Source organism: Treponema endosymbiont of Eucomonympha sp. (assembly GCF_001028545.1).
The window spans coordinates 1-15,745 of sequence record NZ_BBPW01000007.1; the positions used below are offsets into that span (position 1 = coordinate 1).

Here is a 15,745-nt window from a genome sequence, read left to right on the forward strand (position 1 = left end):
CGTTCCGAAGCCTGATCATATCCCCTCCCCTTTATCCGGCGTGGCGCCGGACCTTCCGCTCCAGCGCGAACGTGAGCCGTTCCACAAGCATCGTCAGCCCCCAGTAGATGATCGCCGTCGCGCAGTACGCTTCAAGATAGCGGTAGTTCCCCGCCGTCTTCATCGCGGTGCCCTGTATCATCTCGATGACGCCCAGAAGGTACGCCGCGGCGGAGCCTTTGATAATGCTGATAAAACCCTGCCCGACGACCGGCACCGCCACCGGCAGGCACTGGGGCAGCACGAGGCAGCGGATGATCTGCATTTGGGTCAGCCCCACGGACTCCCCCGCTTCCTGCTGCCCGCGTTCCACCGACAGGAGCGCGGAACGCACCCCCTCGGACAGGAAGCCCGCCGCGTTCAGCGTGAGCGAGGCGGTAACTATCGCCGTCTTGTCCATATCGGCGGCGGACAGGCTGAGCGCCCCGTACACCGCCTTCATAAAGAAATAGGCGAGGAACATTTGGAGCAGCATCGGTACGGAGCGCATGACGACGACGTAGCCCTGCGCGAACTTCTGCCAGAACGGGACGCGGTACACGCGGCACAGCGCAAAGAAGGTCCCCAGCGCAAGGCCGCCCAGCAAGGGGACGCCGCTCAGAAGCGCGACGACGGGGAGGTAGGACACCGCGACGCCCAGCTCATACAGAAAAAACGACGGGTCGAACGAAAGTCCCACGCTATCCTCCCTGTTTGACGGCGGCGGTACCGACGCTGAGCCGCGCCGACAGCAGCCGCATTCCCCATTCCAGCAGCAGGCAGAGCGCGAAGAAGACGATAGCCGCGCCCACGTAGCCCTCAAGCTCGCGGTATGTCGCCGCGGCGTTCGTCGTAACCATGCCCATAACGTCGAGCACCCCCGCCGCGCTGTAGGCGAGCGACGTGTCCTTCAGCAGCCCGGACAGGTTGTTTGCGATTCCGGGCAGGGCTATGCGGAAGGCCTGCGGGAACAGCACAAAGCGCAGCGCCTGCACCTCGGTCAGCCCGACGGAGAACGCCGCTTCCTGCTGCCCCGCGCCCACGCCGGATATCCCCGCCCGCAGCGTCTCCGACAGAAAGGCGGCGACGTTCAGCGCGTAGGCGATGATCACGAATGACACCGGGTTCCAGTACCGCCCCACGTTTACGCCGGTAATTCCCCAGATGGCGCCCGGCAGCGCGAGGTTGCAGATCAGAAGCTGTATCAGCACCGGAGTCCCCCGCGCAAACGAGATATACACCCGCGCAAACTGATTCGCCACGGGCACGCGGTACACCTGCACCGCCGCCAGCACCAGCGAAAGGGCGAAGCCCGCGGCGAATGCCCCCGCCGTTATCCCCAGCGTTACCGGCACGCGCCCCGCGAGCCGCGGCAGCACCCTGATGAACGCCTCCCAGCTAAAAAAGCGCATTCCGTCACTTGGCGGTGAAGTCGCCGCCAAGCCACTTCAGGGAAAGCTTCTTCAGCGTGCCGTCGTCCTTCAGCTCCCGCAGCGCCGCGTCGAAGGTGTCCCGCAGTTCCGCGCCCTTCTGTTTGTTGAACAGGTACGCCGCGTCTGAACTGTACACCGCCGGCTCCACAACGCGGAGGTGCGCGTTGTATTCCCTGTTCCAGTTTTCAAGGTTGCGAATCATAGCCACCATAGCGTCCGCCTTGCCCGACGCGATAGCCTCGCACGCAAGGGCGGCGGTTGCCTCGAAGATGATTTTGAACGGGCGACCGTGCTCCTCGTTCCACTTGTTCGTTATGTAGTACGCGTTGTTCGTCGTGCCGACACACACCGCCGTCTTGCCCTTCAGGTCGGCGAACGAGTTTATGCTGAGGTCGGTATCGCGCACGCCCAGGTGCAGGGGAAACGTGGTGTAGCCCTCCGCGCCGTACAGGTATTTCTGCGCCCGCTCGGTGTTGAACTCATACTGGTGCGCCGCCACGTCGATTTTGTCCGCCTCCAGCGACAGGAGAATGTTGGGGAAGTCCATAATCTGATACCTGAGCGTGAACTCCGGATGCCGCGCGTCGATCTCGTCCAGCAGTGCCTTCTCGAAGCCGGTCAGCTTGTTGTGTTCGTCGAGGTACCAGTACGGTCTGTACGCCGACCCCGCCCCGACGACGATTTCGCGCGGCTTCCCCTTGTTGCTCTTGGCGCTTCCCGCCGCGTTCGCCGACAATGCCGCCGCGAATGCCAGCGCCGCCGCCGCGATTCTCTGTGCTGTTTTCATGCCGTAGCCTCCTAAAGTGCTGTACGCACGTTTTGCATTAGTATGCCGCGCCTTTTGGCGCGGCGTCATTCTAGTGTTCCCGCCCGTTCCGCGCAATCCCGCGTTGCCCTTACGGGTAACGGCATATAGCAAAACCGCTCGTTACTCCACACGAGAGCCTCTCGTCCGCCCACACGAGAGCCTCTCGTTAGGCTAGAACAGTGTCTCTGTCCCGCTCTAGACAGCGCCTCTGTTCCGCTCTAGACAGCGCCTCTGTTCCGCTCTAGACAGCGCCTCTGTTCCGCGCGCTGCCTTTGCTTATATGCCGAGTTTCTTCAAGAAACTCGGACGATACCCGCGCTACGCACGGGTATCGCCGCTGCCTCTCTGCCGCCCGTATCAGAGGCTCTGATATGGACGCACGAGCGCGGCGCGGCTTTGCCTCTATGCCGAGTTTCCTCAAGAAACTCGGTCGTTCGGCTACCGCCGAACGCCTCTCACTTGGCGGTAAAGTCGCCGCCCAGCCACTCAAGGGAAAGCTTCTTCAGCGTGCCGTCGTCCTTCAGCTCTCGCAGCGTCGCGTCGAAGGTGTCCCGCAGTTCCGCGCCCTTCTTTTTGTTGAACAGGTACGCCGCGTCTGAACTGTACACCGCCGGCTCCACTATCCGGACGTGCGCGTTGTATTCCTTGTTCCTGCGTTCAAGGTTGCGAATCATGGACACCGTTGCGTCCGCCCTGCCCGACGCGAGAGCCTCGAATAGAAGGGCGGTGGTCGACTCAAAGATGATTTTGAACGGGCGCCCGTGCTCCTCGTTCCACTTGTTCGTCACGTAGTACTCATTCGCCGTCGTGGTTGTCAGCACGACCGTCTTTCCCTTCAGGTCGGCGAACGAGTTTATGCTGGAGTCGTTCTCGCGCACGCCCAGGTGCAGGGGATACGTGGTGTAGCCCTCCGCGCCGTACAGATACTTTTGCGCCCGCTCGACGTTGTATTCGTACTGGTGCGCCGCAACGTCGATTTTGTCCGACTCCAGCGACAGGAGAATGTTGGGGAAGTCCATAATCTGATACCTGAGCGTGAACTCCGGGTGCCGCGCGTCGATTTCGTCCAGCACCGCCTTCTCGAAGCCGGTCAGCTTGTTGTGTTCGTCGAGGTACCAGTACGGCCTGTACGCCGACCCCGCCCCGACGACGATTTCGCGCGGCTTCCCCTTGCCGGTCTTGGCGCTTCCCGCCGCGTTCGCCGACAATGCCGCGGCGAATGCCAGCGCCGCCGCGATGATTCTCTTTGTTGCTTTCATACCGTAGCCTCCTAAAGTGCTGTGCATTAGTATGCCGCGCCTTTTGGCGCGGCGTCATTCTAGTGTTCCCGCGCTTTCCGCGCAATCCCGCGTTACCCTTGCGGGCAACGGCATATAGCAAAACCTCTCATTACTCCTAACGAGAGGCTCTCGTTACTCCACACGAGAGCCTCTCGTCCGCCCACACGAGAGCCTCTCGTCCGCCCACACGAGAGCCTCTCGTTCGCCCACACGAGAGCCTCTCGTTAGGCTAGAACAGTGTCTCTGTTCCGCTCTAGACAGCGCCTCTGTTCCGCTCTAGACAGTGCCTCTGTTCCGCGCGCTGCCTTTGCCTCTATGCCGAGTTCTTTCAAAGAAACTCGGACGTTCCCTGCGGGGAACGCCCGTCACTTGGCGGTGAAGTCGCCGCCCAGCCACTTCAGGGAAAGCTTCTTCAGCGTGCCGTCGTCCTTCAGTTCCCGCAGCGTCGCGTCGAAGGTGTCCCGCAGTTCCGCGCCCTTCTGTTTGTTGAACAGGTACGCCGCGTCTGAACTGTACACCGCCGGCTCCACTATCCGGACGTGCGCGTTGTATTCCTTGTTCCTGCGTTCAAGGTTGCGAATCATGGACACCGTTGCGTCCGCCCTGCCCGACGCGAGAGCCTCGAATAGAAGGGCGGTGGTCGACTCAAAGATGATTTTGAACGGGCGCCCGTGCTCCTCGTTCCACTTGTTCGTCACGTAGTACTCATTCGCCGTCGTGGTTGTCAGCACGACCGTCTTTCCCTTCAGGTCGGCGAACGAGTTTATGCTGGAGTCGGTATCGCGCACGCCCAGATGCAGGGGATACGTGGTGTAGCCCTCCGCGCCGTACAGATACTTTTGCGCCCGCTCGACGTTGTATTCGTACTGGTGCGCCGCAACGTCGATTTTGTCCGACTCCAGCGACAGGAGAATGTTGGGGAAGTCCATAATCTGATACCTGAGCGTGAACTCCGGGTGCCGCGCGTCGATCTCGTCCAGAAGCGCCTTCTCGAAGCCGGTCAGCTTGTTGTGTTCGTCGAGGTACCAGTACGGCCTGTACGCCGACCCCGCCCCGACGACGATTTCGCGCGGCTTCCCCTTGTTGCTCTTGGCGCTTCCCGCCGCGTTCGCCGACAGCGCCGCGGCGAATGCCAGCGCCGCTGCGATGATTCTCTGTGCTGCTTTCATACCGTAGCCTCCTAAAGTGCTGTACGCACGTTTTGCATTAGTATGCCGCGCCTTTTGGCGCGGCGTCATTCTAGGTAGTGTGGACTGGAAGATAGAGGAATAAACACCTGACATGAATGGCGGCGATGAAGGAAGCGGTGAGCTTTGCGTAGCGCGTAGCAATTCCCCGCCAGCGCTTGAGGGCACGGAAGACATTTTCAATGACGTGCCGTGCCCGATACAGCTCATGACTGTACGCTCTTTGCTCTTTCCGGCTTTTAACCGGAGGGATGACGGCTGCTATATCCGCTTCCTTAAGCATATCGAGCAGTTCGTTCGTGTCATACGCTTTGTCCGCAAGAAACGCTTCCGCTTCCAAATTCTCCATAAGGAGAGGCGCTTGATTACAATCCGCGATAGTACCGCTTGTCACAATGCCGCCTGCCGGTATTCCGTACTCGTCGACTACCAAGTGCAATTTGCTGTTCAGCCCCCTTTTGTGCGGCTAATGTCCTGAGTGCCGACTTGTGCCCCGCATGCGTCCGCGTGTGCCTTGATATACGTCGAATCTATCATAAAGATATCCCCGGCAGGCTCGCCTATTGCGGTATCCGCCAGCATTTTCCATATTCCCTTATCCCGCCAGCGGCAAAACCGCTTGTGTATGCTGTTCCAGTTCCCGAATTCTGGCGGTATATCCCTCCACGGAGCGCCCGTGCGCGTCTGCCACGCTACCGCGTTAATAAACAAGCGGTTGTCTTTCGCCACTCCCCCGTGCTTCCCTGCCTGTCCGGGCAGCAGTTCTTTTATCCGTTCCCACGCCTCGTCGCTTATATCGTGCCGATGAATGCCTTCATTTTCTTTCATGCTTCCCATTTTACCTCTTTTCCCTTATCCAGTCCACACTGCCTAGTGTTCCCGCGCTTTCCGCGCAATCCCGCGTTACCCTTACGGGTAACGGCATATAGCAAAACCGCTCGTTACTCCACACGAGAGCCTCTCGTCCGCCCACACGAGAGCCTCTCGTCCGCCCACACGAGAGCCTCTCGTTCGCCCACACGAGAGCCTCTCGTTCGCCCACACGAGAGCCTCTCGTTAGGCTAGAACAGTGTCTCTGTCCCGCTCTAGACAGCGCCTCTGTCCCGCTCTAGACAGCGCCTCTGTCCTGCTCTAGACAGCGCCTCTGTTCCGCTCTAGACAGCGCCTCTGTTCCGCTCTAGACAGCGCCTCTGTTCCGCTCTAGACAGCGCCTCTGTTCCGCTCTAGACAGCGCCTCTGTTCCGCTCTAGACAGCGCCTCTGTTCCGCGCGCTGCCTTTGCTTATATGCCGAGTTTCTTCAAGAAACTCGGACGATACCCGCGCTACGCACGGGTATCGCCGCTGCCTCTCTGCCGCCCGTATCAGAGGCTCTGATATGGACGCACGAGCGCGGCGCGGCTTTGCCTCTCTGCCGAGTTTCCTCAAGAAACTCGGTCGTTCGGCTACCGCCGAACGCCTCTCACTTGGCGGTGAAGTCGCCGCCCAGCCACTCAAGGGAAAGCTTCTTCATCGTGCCGTCGTCTTTCAGCTCTTTCAGCGCCGCGTCAAAGGTTTTCTGCAGTCCCGCGCCCGCCTTTTTGTTGAACAGGTAGTATGTGTCCGAGGCGTTCACCAGCGGCTGCACGATGCGGAGGTGCGCGTTGTATTCCTTGTTGAAGCTTTCAAGGTTGCGGATCATAGACACTATCGCGTCCGCCTTGCCCGACGCGATATCCTCGCACGCGAGGGCGAAGGTCGACTCGAAGATGATTTTGAACGGACGCCCGTGATCCTCGTTCCACTTGTTCGTCACGTAGTACGCGTTCGCCGTCGTGCTGGTCAGCACCACCGTTTTGCCTTTCAGGTCTTCAAACGAGTTTATGCTGAAGTCGTTCTCGCGCACGCCCAAATGCTGGGGGAACGTGGTGTAGCCGACCGTGCCGTACAGGTATTTCTGCGCCCGCTCTATGTTGTATTCGTACTGGTGCACCGCAATATCGATTTTGCCCGACTCCAGCGACAGGAGAATGTTGGCAAAATCCTGCACCTGATACTTGAGCGTAAACTCCGGGTGCCGCGCGTCGATTTCGTCCAGAAGCGCCTTCTCAAAGCCAGTCAGCTTGTTGTTTTCGTCGAGATACCAGTACGGCTTATACGCCGACCCCGCCCCGATGATGATTTCCTGCGTCTTCGCCTTGCCGGTCTTGGCTTTTCCCGCCGCGTTCACCGACAGCGCGGCGGCGAATACCAGCGCCGCCGCGATGATTCTCTTTGTTGCTTTCATACCGTAGCCTCCATACAGTGCTTTGCGCACATTTTGTTATTGCGCCGTGCCAAAAGGCACGGCTGTAGTCTTCCCGCGCTTTTCCTGCAACGCCGCGTTACCCTTACGGGTAAGGTCCAAGTTTCTTGAGGAAACTCGGCACAGAGGCAAACCCGTTAGGCTTGCCGAATGCCACAGGCGCGGCGCGGACAGAATGCCGAATAGAAACGCGACACCCGTCGCCGTCTCCGTGAAACTCCGAATCGCGCTGCCCAGCACGGCAGCGCGATTCGGAGCAAATAGCCAAACCCTAGAATGTAGCCCGTCATAGTCGCCTTTAGCGCCCGACGGGATGCGAGCATATTCATGAACTCGCGGCGCGTCAAGCGCAGCGGAATCCGCTTTGCGAATGCTCCCGATAACCTTCCCCGCGGGCAGTATATCTTGCCCTGCCCCGAAAGCGCAATCGGCGCGAACCTATATGCCCGAACGGGTGCCGTATATTGGCTGGGCGCTCGCGCAATGACGGCAAGCCATAACCGCCCTGAATGCGCTGTATCCGGCTCGGCGGCTTCCGCTCCATATCTTAACCGTGCCCCGCTGCCGCCGAGACGCGACCGGCGACCCTGCTGATAAAGTATTCGTGGATTCGGGTATCGCCGGTCAATTCGGGGTGGAACGACGCGGCGAGCAGGCTGCCCTGCTCGGCAAAGAGGATTTTGCCCTCATAGCTCAAAAGCGGCACAGCCCCTGCGCCGACCCGGTCGATATACGGAGCGCGGATGCAGATTATGCGGAACGGCTCCCCGCCGAGTGCGGGAACAGGCATATCCGCTTCAAAGCTGGCTAACTGCCGCCCGAAAGCGTTGCGCTCCACCCACGCATCCATTAAGCCGAAACGGGGCTGCTCGCTCCCGTTTATATGCTTTGCCAGCAGTATCAGCCCCGCGCAGGTGCCGAATATGGGCAAGCCGCGCCGCCCCAGTTCGGCAATAGGTTCCAGCAGCGCGTAGCGCGCCAGGAGTTTCCCTATCGCCGTGCTTTCGCCGCCGGGGAGAATCAAGCCGTCTATGCCGCATAAATCCTCCGTGTTCAGCACGTCCGCCGCGTCTACGCCCAGCCGCCGAAGCATGACTCGGTGTTCTCGCACCGCGCCCTGCAACGCCAGAATGCCGATTCGCACCGGCTACCACCCGCGCCCGGCGAGCCTGTCTTTTGCGTCGAGCTGCTCCGCGCTCTGCCCGCGCATAGCTTCTCCCAGCCCCTTCGACACTTCGGCAATCAGCTTGGCGTCCTTGTAGTGCGCCGTCGCCTCGACAATCGCCTTCGCCCGCTTTGCCGGGTTGTCCGACTTGAATATGCCGGAACCGACGAACACGCCGTCGCAGCCCAGTTCCATTAACAGCGCCGCGTCGGCAGGGGTCGCTATGCCGCCCGCCGCAAAGTTGACCACCGGCAGCCGACCCAGCGTCTTCACCTCCCGCACCAGTTCGTAGGGCGCGCCGAGTTCTTTGGCGACGGTCATCAGTTCCTCCGGCGAGGCGTTCGCCACGCGCTGAATCTCCTCGCTGACCTGCCGTATATGCCGCACGGCTTCAAGCACGTCGCCGGTGCCGGCTTCGCCTTTGGTGCGTATCATCGCCGCGCCCTCCCCTATCCGCCGCAGAGCTTCGCCCAGATTGCACGCGCCGCAGACGAAGGGCACCTTGAAGCCGGACTTCAGGATATGATAGCGGTCGTCGGCGGGGGTGAGGACTTCGCTCTCGTCGATAAAGTCTACGTCCAGCGCCTCCAGCACGCGGGCTTCAACGCTGTGCCCGATTCGGGCTTTCGCCATGACCGGAATCGTTACCGCCCGCTGAATGCCGCAAATCATTTCGGGGTCTGACATGCGCGCTACGCCGCCCTGCGCCCGAATGTCGGACGGCACGCGCTCCAGCGCCATTACCGCGACGGCGCCCGCCGCCTCGGCAATCCGCGCCTGCTCAGGGGTAACCACGTCCATAATGACGCCGCCCTTGAGCATTTCCGCAAGCCCGCGCTTTACCGTGAGCGTCCCCGTTTCAATATTCGCCATAACTGTTTCTCCGCTTAAGTTTATTTATGGTATAGAAATATAAGCACTTGAGCGCCTCTTTATTCAAGGGAGACGCGTTTGTCTAAAAGCAGCGCACATCTCGTGAAAAACATACGCTTCTCTTCCAAAAAGGTGCGGGAGTTTTTCCAAGAAGCAAACGCGCGTTTTTTAATACGAACTGCCCGAACCGGTGCGGATACCGCCTTATTTCCCGTGTCCGCCGCGTCTCTGTCCGCCAAAGATTGCCGGAACCGCAATTCCAGCCCCTTGCATTCATTGCATATATAATGCTATAGTCCTCTTCGCTGGTGCGTTGCATCAGGGCGGCTGATTCCCTGCGTGTTCACCTCCTTTTTCGCGCGGAGATGACGCCGCCATTTTTTTTCCCCTCACCGATACGTAGCCAGCGCCTGATTGTAGATATCCTCGATAAGCCGCAAGCCTCCGCGGTATCCCGCATACGGCGTGGTCATTACCAGCCGATACGGCGACGGCAGCGCGGCGGACAAAAAGTCATAGCTTTTCTTTCGCGCCAAATCCTTGTCCCAGCCGCACCCGATAATCAGCCCGCGCCCCTCATGCGCCGCGTTCAGAATGGCTTCCTGCGCCAGCCCCCCGTCCGGCTGAAAGAACACCGGCACCTCCCGCTTGGAGGAAATGCCTGAGGCAATCTTCAGGATATCCGCCTGATACTGCTCCGGCACCTTGTCCGTAACGAACTGCTCTTTAGGCACAATGCCCGTCTCGTGAAGCAGAAACTTGGATATTCCCAGTACGTACCCCGCGTCGTGCAGGATATGCACAAACGCGGGCAGCCCGTAACGGAACTCCAGCAGGAATGTCGCAAGGTTGTCGATTTCCTCGTAAAAAGCGTCCTCTTCCTTCTTTATAAACGCGTCTGCCGCGTCGAGGTTGATATCCGCGCCGTGCTTGCCCGCATACACCGCAAGCTCCCGCAGGAAGCGCGACGATTCGTTGCCGCCGATAGGCACATAGGGAAAGCGAAAATACGGCTGCCCGTATTTCTCCTCCAAATGCTGCACGATAGGCAACCCATACCACGGGGAAATCAGCACGCTGAATGCCGCTTGCGGGACAGTCTTCCATTCCGCAATGCCCGCTGAACCGGGACCGAACAGCACGTTAACCCTGAGACCAATGCCTTCGATGAGCCGTTTGTATTCCTCAAGGTTGCCCTTCCAGAACGGGTCCTGATAAGGAATCGACGCAAACAGGTTCACCAGCTTCGGGTCGCGCGGCGCGGCGCGGTCAGCATATTTGTCTGCGAACTGGTCGATAACCGCGTTGACCACCACGCTGTGCGACTCGTAGTTGGTGCCTTTGAAGCCCGCAGTCTCGGCAAACACGAGCGGCTTGCCCGCCTCCGCGAATTGCTTCGCCACCTGCTGCACGTCGTCCCCCACAATCGCGGAGGTGCAGCCGGTCAGCACTACCTGAAAATCGCTTTTCAGCACTTGGTATGTATGGCGGATAAGCTCTTCCAGCTTTTGCACGCCGCCGAAAATCACCTCATTCTCGGACACATTGGTGCAGGGTGCCGTGTTTCCGCCCGAATAGCCCGTGGAACGCTCAAAGAACCCCGCGACCATAGTGCCGCAGCCCGGGCCGGAATGCAGGATAGGTACTGCTTTCGGAATCGCCACCACCGTTTGCATTGCGCCTATGGCGCACATAAACCGCTGCTGCTCTATTACTCCCGACACCCGCAATCTCCCGCGCCGTCTCCCAGAAATGTGAAAGGGTCTTGCCGAAGCCACCAGTCGGAATAGGGGTTGACCGCGTGTTTCTCAAGGTTTTTGACGAACTCGTCGTTCTCTATAGTTTCAAGGATGCGCTTCCCGTAGCGCACGACGCCTTCATATCCCATGCCGAAATGCTCGTCTCCGATAAGCAGTGACGGAATGCCGTACTTTGCGCCCCACAGCGTCATGCCTCCGTGCCGAGCCAGCAGGATATTAGGACATACGCGCCGCAGAATGTTCGCCAACTCGAACTCCTGCTTATTGCAGACGTTGTAGCGCGGAATATCGCCGTAGTCGTTCACTACGTTTTGCAGCGTGTCTGCCGTAACCACGCCGTTATCGTACAGCGGGTCGTGGTGGAAAATCGCCGCGCCCAGCGGCTCCACGCCTAGTTCTTTCAGCACGGCAAGCAGCGAATGCCCGTGGGACGCGCCCGCCGTCACGTAAGCGGTTTTTCCTGCAAGCTTCTTCCGCAGAGCTTCAATTTCCGGCAGCCAGTGTTCCCGCTCTTCCTGCAAGAAAATCTCTGCCTCCGCTTGCCTGTCGGTCACCCTTCCGAGTTCGCGGAACCACCGCTCGCTCTGTGCAACCCCATAAGGCGGGGACAGCTTGATTTCCGGCACGCCGAATTCCTGTTCCAGCGCCGCGCCGAGATACGACCCCAGCGTGGCGCAAACCTGAATGGTAAGCCGCGCTTCCGACGACGAGGCGATTTGCGCCACCGTCGCAAAAGGAGTCAGGTAATTCGCCCGAAGGCGCAGCCGCTTGAACCACGCCCCGATATAGTCCGCTCCCCAAAAGTTGACAACATTGACCAAATCATTCTGCTTCTTCTGCGGCGGTTTAATGAGTTTCCGTGCAATGCCGTGATAGCCCGCGTCAAAACCGCTCGTCCAAATGCGCGAGCGGAAACCTTCGCAAAATATGGCTACCACCGGAATGCCGATTTCCGCCTCCCCCGCGTCCGCAACCATTTGCACGTCGTCGCCGATGATGCCAGACGCGCAGGTCGTAATAATGAATATGGCGTTGGGCTTGACCCGCCGGTGCACTTCCCGGATAGCGCCTGCAAGTTTTTGGCTGCCCCCGTACACGGTGTCGCGCTCTTTCATATCGGTGCTGAAGATGCGCCGCTCGGTCGGCTCAAACACGCCGCGGTGCGCGCCGTTCACGCGGTAGGTAAACGCAAACTCGTGCAAGCAGCCTGCGCACCCGACCGGTCCGTGGCTGATAACCGCCGCGTCACGGATAAGCACTACGGTACACGCCGCATTTGAGGTGGAACAGCCGAGGCACTGGCTAAACGACCGCCGCTTTTCTTGCAGGCAGCCCTGCCGCGCTGCGCCGACCAGTTCCCGCGCCGTGCCTGCATAGCCGGTAATGGATCCGAGACGGGTTTCCCGCACCGGCACGCTGGACGCTTTGAGGTTGACTTCGGTCATGCGGCGTGCCCTACACCTTTTGCCCTAGAGACCTTCGCAAACCCTCGGTCTAAGTCCGCAATCAGGTCGTCCGCGTCTTCCAACTCGAACGAGATGCGGAGCAGGTTCGGCTCTATATCCGCCAGCTTCTGTTCTTCCGGCGTCAGTTCACTGTGCGTTGATTTGGGCGAATTGACAATCAGCGAACGGGCGTCGCCTACGTTGCCGTGATAGCTCCACAGCTTAAGCGCGTCGAGGAAGGTTTCGCTCTGCTCGACCGTACCCTTGAATCCGAACGACAGCATGCCCGGCGCACCTTTAGGCAGGTGCTTTTGCCCAAGCCGGTATACGGGCTGGATTTGACGCTCGGATGTTTGACCCACGCAACGTGCGGACTGTGTTCCAGATACGCGATAACCTTCTGCGCGTTCGACACCTGCTTTGCCACCCGCTCGGACAGCGTTTTGATTCCGACGAGCGCAAGATATGCGTCGAATGGGCTGAGCGTCGCGCCGAAATAGTTCAGATAACGCAGGCGTATCCGCGTGACGAACGTCGCGCCGGAGAACATTTCCAGGGGGCTGCGCTCCCGTCCCGTCGTGCGGTCGCGCAGCACGTAGATGTTTTCCTTCATCTGGGGGAAGTTGCCGTTGCCCCACGGGAACTTCCCGCTTTCCACGATATATGACGTCCGCAATCAGGTTGCCGTGTCCGTTTAGCGCCTTCGTCGCCGAATAGACGACGATATCCGCTCCGTACTTAATCGGGTTGAGCAGATACGGCGTGGCGAACGTATTGTCTACCACCAGCGGGATTCCGTGTTTATGGGCAAGCGCGGAAAGCACCTCAAGGTCAGCCACCGCGACGGTCGGGTTGCTCACCGTCTCAACGAAAATCGCCTTGGTATCCGGCTTAATGTCCCGCTCCAGCGCCTTCGCGTCGTCGATATGTGGCAACTGGTCAAACGCAACGTCGAATTGGGGAAACAGCTTCTGAAAAGCGTCAGTACTTCCGCCGTAAAGGTAGAGGCTGGCCAGAATGCGCCCGCCGTTTTCCGCCAGCGTGTACATTATCGCCGCCGCCATTCCGGACGCGACCGCCAAGCCTGCCGTGCCGCCGTCGAGCGCGGCGACGCGTTTTCCCAGCACGTCCACCGTGGGGTTGGTCACTCTGGTGTACAAAAAACCCGGCTCGCTGAACGTAAACAGTTTGCTCGCGTGCGCCGTGTCGCGGAACTCATACGCTACGGTCTGATAAATCGGCGGGAACACCCCGCCTGATTGTGCTCGTTTGGGTCATACGCAACCATGATTTTGAGCGTGTCGAAGTGATATTCCGCGTCAGCCATGCAAACTCCCCGTCTCCAATTGCGCGCCCCGCTCGCCGAACGGCAAGCAGGATTTTCACTGCAAGACAAAACAATTCTCGCCGGCACGTGAGAGATCCTCTCACACGAGAGCGAGCGCAGTTCCGGCTAGATTGCCGCTCCCGGCGGGCTTATCTTGCCTTGCTCGTGGGCAAGCAGATAGTCGCCCCACTTTGCAGCCCACTCCCGAAGCTGGCTGACTTCGAGCGGCGCGGGCGTTTTCGACGCCGTGTGCTCCGCAATCTTCTTTGCCAGCGAGCGGTACACGCCTGCCTGCGCGGATTCGGGCGCGGCTTCTATCGTCGTCTTGCCCTGAAGCTCGCTCTGCGTCACGGTAACCGAGCGCGGCACGTATTCCACCACCTTCGTGTGCGTCTTTGCCACAAAGTCGTCGATGATTTCGCGGGAATACGGCGAACCTATGGAGTTCGCAATCACGCCGCCCAAAAGCGCGCCGCCCGACGCCGAATACTTGGCGATACCCTTGAACAGGTTGTTCGACGCGTATACCGACATAAAGTCCGATGACGAGACGGTAAACACGTGCTCCGCGATGCCCTCGCGTATCGGCATTGCGAACCCGCCGCACACCACGTCGCCCAACACGTCGTAAATCACCACGTCGAGGTCGAGGTCTTCAAACACTTTCTGTTGCTTGAACAGTTCCACCGCCGTGATGATTCCGCGCCCCGCACAGCCCACGCCCGGCGCGGGACCGCCCGCTTCCACGCAGTAAATGCCGTTAAAACCCATAAAAATGACGTCCCCCGCTTTGACCGACACTTTTTCGCGCAGCGTGTCCAGCACCGTCGGGATATACTTGCCGTCGCGCAGCGTGTTCGTCGAATCGCTCTTGGGGTCGCAGCCGAACTGCATAACCTTCAGCCCCATTTCAGAAAGCGCTGCGCTCAGGTTGGAAGTCGTCGTCGACTTCCCTATCCCGCCTTTCCCGTACACCGCTATCTGCTTAATCTTCTTTGCCACACAGAACTCCTTTCTATTGATCCTTATTTATACAGCGTATCTGGCACGCCCGGCAGCGCCACAAAGGTATTCCGTGTCAGCGCTTCCACGTTGACGGACTTGTCCACCAGCCCGATTCGCTGCAAATCCCGCGCGTTGCGGATAATCGCTGTTTCCGCTTCGCTCACCGACGCGCGGTAGTTATAGGTCTTCAGAATCGCGGCATTCACCGCCGGGTCGCCCGCGACATACCTCTTTTCTTCCATAAGCCGCGCGGTTTCTTCCTGATTCTCCTGCACGTAGCGTGCGGCTTTCTGAATAGCCCGCGTAAACTTCGCCAATACCTCAGGATGCTTGTCCAGCACGGCGGCAGACGCCACGAGGACGCAGCAGAACTCGTTTTTCAGGTAGTCGTCGGTCGCCGAGTTGATAATCACCCTGCCTTTGCCCTCGTTCTCGATAATCCACGCGCGGGGGTCTTCGGTGGTAATCGCGTCAACCTGCCCGCGTTCAAGCGCAAGCGGCAGTTCCGTAGACGGATAAATGAGCCATTCCACCTCAAGGTGGTTCGTGCTCACGCCGATTCCCAGTTCTGCAAGATACCGCTGGGTAATCACCGTGCCGCTCGAGTTCATGCTGCTCGTGCCGATTTTCTTGCCTTTGAGGTCTGCCGGAGTCTTTATGCTCGAATCGGGTCTGACCATCACTTTGATGCATCCGGTATGCAGCCCTAGCGGAATCCGCACGTCCAGCCCATTGGCGATAGGCTGAATCAGCGTGGCGAGCAGATTGTTCGTAACGTCGACTTGTCCGGTGGTCAAAAGCTGGGGACCCTGCCCCGAGTCAATTTTCACCTCTTCGTACTTCAGTCCCTCTTCTTTGTAAAAGCCTTTTTCCCGGGCGATAAAGAAAGGCGCGGAACACAGCCCCGCCGTAACGCCCACGCCGATTTTGAGCGTATAATCCCCTTTCGCCAGAGCGGATTTTTTTGCGCTCGCTGCCCACACGTTCGGCACATTTATCAGTGCCGCACCGATGACCAAAACCGCCAGTTTTTTCATAACAACTCCTTCCTGTACGGAAACGCCGTACCGTATATGAATAGAAAGCTGTGCGGAAACGTCCGTTTACTGCACAGCAACCGTAAGTTCTGCAAAATGCTGGGCATTTCACAGGGTTTGAGCGG

The 15,745-nt window shown here is 59.3% G+C and carries 16 protein-coding genes and 1 pseudogene; all 17 read right to left on the reverse strand.

Annotation, left to right across the window (positions count from 1 at the left end):
* Positions 1 to 31 precede the first annotated feature (31 nt).
* Positions 32 to 718 carry an amino acid ABC transporter permease gene (locus AWU74_RS00755; RefSeq protein ID WP_062326672.1) on the reverse strand — a complete coding sequence of 229 codons (687 nt, stop codon included), beginning with the start codon at positions 716 to 718 and terminating at the stop codon, positions 32 to 34.
* A 1-nt stretch (position 719) separates the two neighbouring features.
* Positions 720 to 1,460, reverse strand: a complete 741-nt coding sequence (locus AWU74_RS00760) for an amino acid ABC transporter permease (RefSeq protein WP_162504597.1) — start codon at positions 1,458 to 1,460, stop codon at positions 720 to 722.
* The gene (locus AWU74_RS00765) at positions 1,435 to 2,238 is read right to left on the reverse strand and encodes a transporter substrate-binding domain-containing protein (RefSeq protein WP_062326674.1); all 804 of its coding nucleotides are present in this window, start codon (positions 2,236 to 2,238) and stop codon (positions 1,435 to 1,437) included. The genes AWU74_RS00760 and AWU74_RS00765 overlap by 26 nt, the downstream gene beginning before the upstream one ends.
* Positions 2,239 to 2,714: 476 nt before the next feature.
* Positions 2,715 to 3,518 (reverse strand): transporter substrate-binding domain-containing protein, encoded by an 804-nt coding sequence (locus tag AWU74_RS00770; RefSeq protein ID WP_062326676.1) that lies wholly within the window; start codon positions 3,516 to 3,518, stop codon positions 2,715 to 2,717.
* 386 nt (positions 3,519 to 3,904) lie between these two features.
* On the reverse strand, positions 3,905 to 4,708 hold the full coding sequence (locus AWU74_RS00775) for a transporter substrate-binding domain-containing protein (RefSeq protein WP_062326678.1): 804 nt from the start codon (positions 4,706 to 4,708) through the stop codon (positions 3,905 to 3,907).
* A gap of 70 nt (positions 4,709 to 4,778) precedes the next feature.
* Positions 4,779 to 5,554 (reverse strand): IS5 family transposase gene (locus AWU74_RS09740; protein WP_162504601.1). Its coding sequence is split into 2 segments (ribosomal slippage): positions 4,779 to 5,176 and positions 5,176 to 5,554, totalling 777 coding nucleotides; the frame shifts between segments, so codons are not numbered across the junction.
* A 632-nt stretch (positions 5,555 to 6,186) separates the two neighbouring features.
* On the reverse strand, positions 6,187 to 6,990 hold the full coding sequence (locus tag AWU74_RS00790) for a transporter substrate-binding domain-containing protein (protein WP_162504602.1): 804 nt from the start codon (positions 6,988 to 6,990) through the stop codon (positions 6,187 to 6,189).
* Positions 6,991 to 7,555: 565 nt separating this feature from the next.
* Positions 7,556 to 8,152, reverse strand: coding sequence for a pyridoxal 5'-phosphate synthase glutaminase subunit PdxT (pdxT, locus tag AWU74_RS00795; RefSeq protein ID WP_162504603.1), 597 nt, complete (start codon positions 8,150 to 8,152; stop codon positions 7,556 to 7,558).
* A gap of 3 nt (positions 8,153 to 8,155) precedes the next feature.
* On the reverse strand, positions 8,156 to 9,046 hold the full coding sequence (pdxS, locus tag AWU74_RS00800) for a pyridoxal 5'-phosphate synthase lyase subunit PdxS (protein ID WP_059369179.1): 891 nt from the start codon (positions 9,044 to 9,046) through the stop codon (positions 8,156 to 8,158).
* Between the two features lie 389 nt (positions 9,047 to 9,435).
* On the reverse strand, positions 9,436 to 10,770 hold the full coding sequence (locus tag AWU74_RS00810; protein ID WP_062326721.1) for a nitrogenase component 1: 1,335 nt from the start codon (positions 10,768 to 10,770) through the stop codon (positions 9,436 to 9,438).
* Complete coding sequence (locus AWU74_RS00815; RefSeq protein WP_062326689.1) at positions 10,758 to 12,251, reverse strand: nitrogenase component 1; 1,494 nt, start codon at positions 12,249 to 12,251, stop codon at positions 10,758 to 10,760. Before AWU74_RS00815 ends, AWU74_RS00810 begins: the two co-directional genes overlap by 13 nt.
* Positions 12,248 to 12,535, reverse strand: coding sequence for a PLP-dependent transferase (locus AWU74_RS13275; RefSeq protein ID WP_368853437.1), 288 nt, complete (start codon positions 12,533 to 12,535; stop codon positions 12,248 to 12,250). The genes AWU74_RS00815 and AWU74_RS13275 overlap by 4 nt, the downstream gene beginning before the upstream one ends.
* Positions 12,448 to 12,864: a PLP-dependent transferase gene (locus AWU74_RS13280; protein ID WP_368853438.1), complete on the reverse strand. Its 417-nt coding sequence runs from the start codon at positions 12,862 to 12,864 to the stop codon at positions 12,448 to 12,450. Before AWU74_RS13280 ends, AWU74_RS13275 begins: the two co-directional genes overlap by 88 nt.
* Positions 12,865 to 12,946: 82 nt before the next feature.
* A pseudogene (locus tag AWU74_RS13285) lies at positions 12,947 to 13,501 on the reverse strand (aminotransferase class I/II-fold pyridoxal phosphate-dependent enzyme); the annotation flags it as partial.
* Positions 13,474 to 13,647, reverse strand: a complete 174-nt coding sequence (locus AWU74_RS12535; RefSeq protein ID WP_238580104.1) for a hypothetical protein — start codon at positions 13,645 to 13,647, stop codon at positions 13,474 to 13,476. The pseudogene AWU74_RS13285 and the gene AWU74_RS12535, both read right to left, overlap by 28 nt.
* A gap of 57 nt (positions 13,648 to 13,704) precedes the next feature.
* Positions 13,705 to 14,580: a nitrogenase iron protein gene (gene nifH, locus AWU74_RS00825; RefSeq protein ID WP_062326692.1), complete on the reverse strand. Its 876-nt coding sequence runs from the start codon at positions 14,578 to 14,580 to the stop codon at positions 13,705 to 13,707.
* 23 nt (positions 14,581 to 14,603) lie between these two features.
* Positions 14,604 to 15,620: an ABC transporter substrate-binding protein gene (locus AWU74_RS00830; protein ID WP_062326694.1), complete on the reverse strand. Its 1,017-nt coding sequence runs from the start codon at positions 15,618 to 15,620 to the stop codon at positions 14,604 to 14,606.
* Between the last annotated feature and the right edge of the window lie 125 nt (positions 15,621 to 15,745).

Excerpts from the sequence above, each read along its gene's own strand:
- AWU74_RS00790 (WP_162504602.1), bottom strand. The coding sequence starts at position 6,990 with ATGAAAGCAACAAAGAGAATCATCGCGGCGGCGCTGGTATTCGCCGCC.
- AWU74_RS00815 (WP_062326689.1), bottom strand. The coding sequence starts at position 12,251 with ATGACCGAAGTCAACCTCAAAGCGTCCAGCGTGCCGGTGCGGGAAACC.
- AWU74_RS13275 (WP_368853437.1), bottom strand. The coding sequence starts at position 12,535 with ATGCTGTCGTTCGGATTCAAGGGTACGGTCGAGCAGAGCGAAACCTTC.
- AWU74_RS00770 (WP_062326676.1), bottom strand. The coding sequence starts at position 3,518 with ATGAAAGCAACAAAGAGAATCATCGCGGCGGCGCTGGCATTCGCCGCG.
- AWU74_RS00830 (WP_062326694.1), bottom strand. The coding sequence starts at position 15,620 with ATGAAAAAACTGGCGGTTTTGGTCATCGGTGCGGCACTGATAAATGTG.
- AWU74_RS00765 (WP_062326674.1), bottom strand. The coding sequence starts at position 2,238 with ATGAAAACAGCACAGAGAATCGCGGCGGCGGCGCTGGCATTCGCGGCG.
- AWU74_RS13280 (WP_368853438.1), bottom strand. The coding sequence starts at position 12,864 with ATGAAGGAAAACATCTACGTGCTGCGCGACCGCACGACGGGACGGGAG.
- pdxS (WP_059369179.1), bottom strand. The coding sequence starts at position 9,046 with ATGGCGAATATTGAAACGGGGACGCTCACGGTAAAGCGCGGGCTTGCG.
- AWU74_RS00775 (WP_062326678.1), bottom strand. The coding sequence starts at position 4,708 with ATGAAAGCAGCACAGAGAATCATCGCAGCGGCGCTGGCATTCGCCGCG.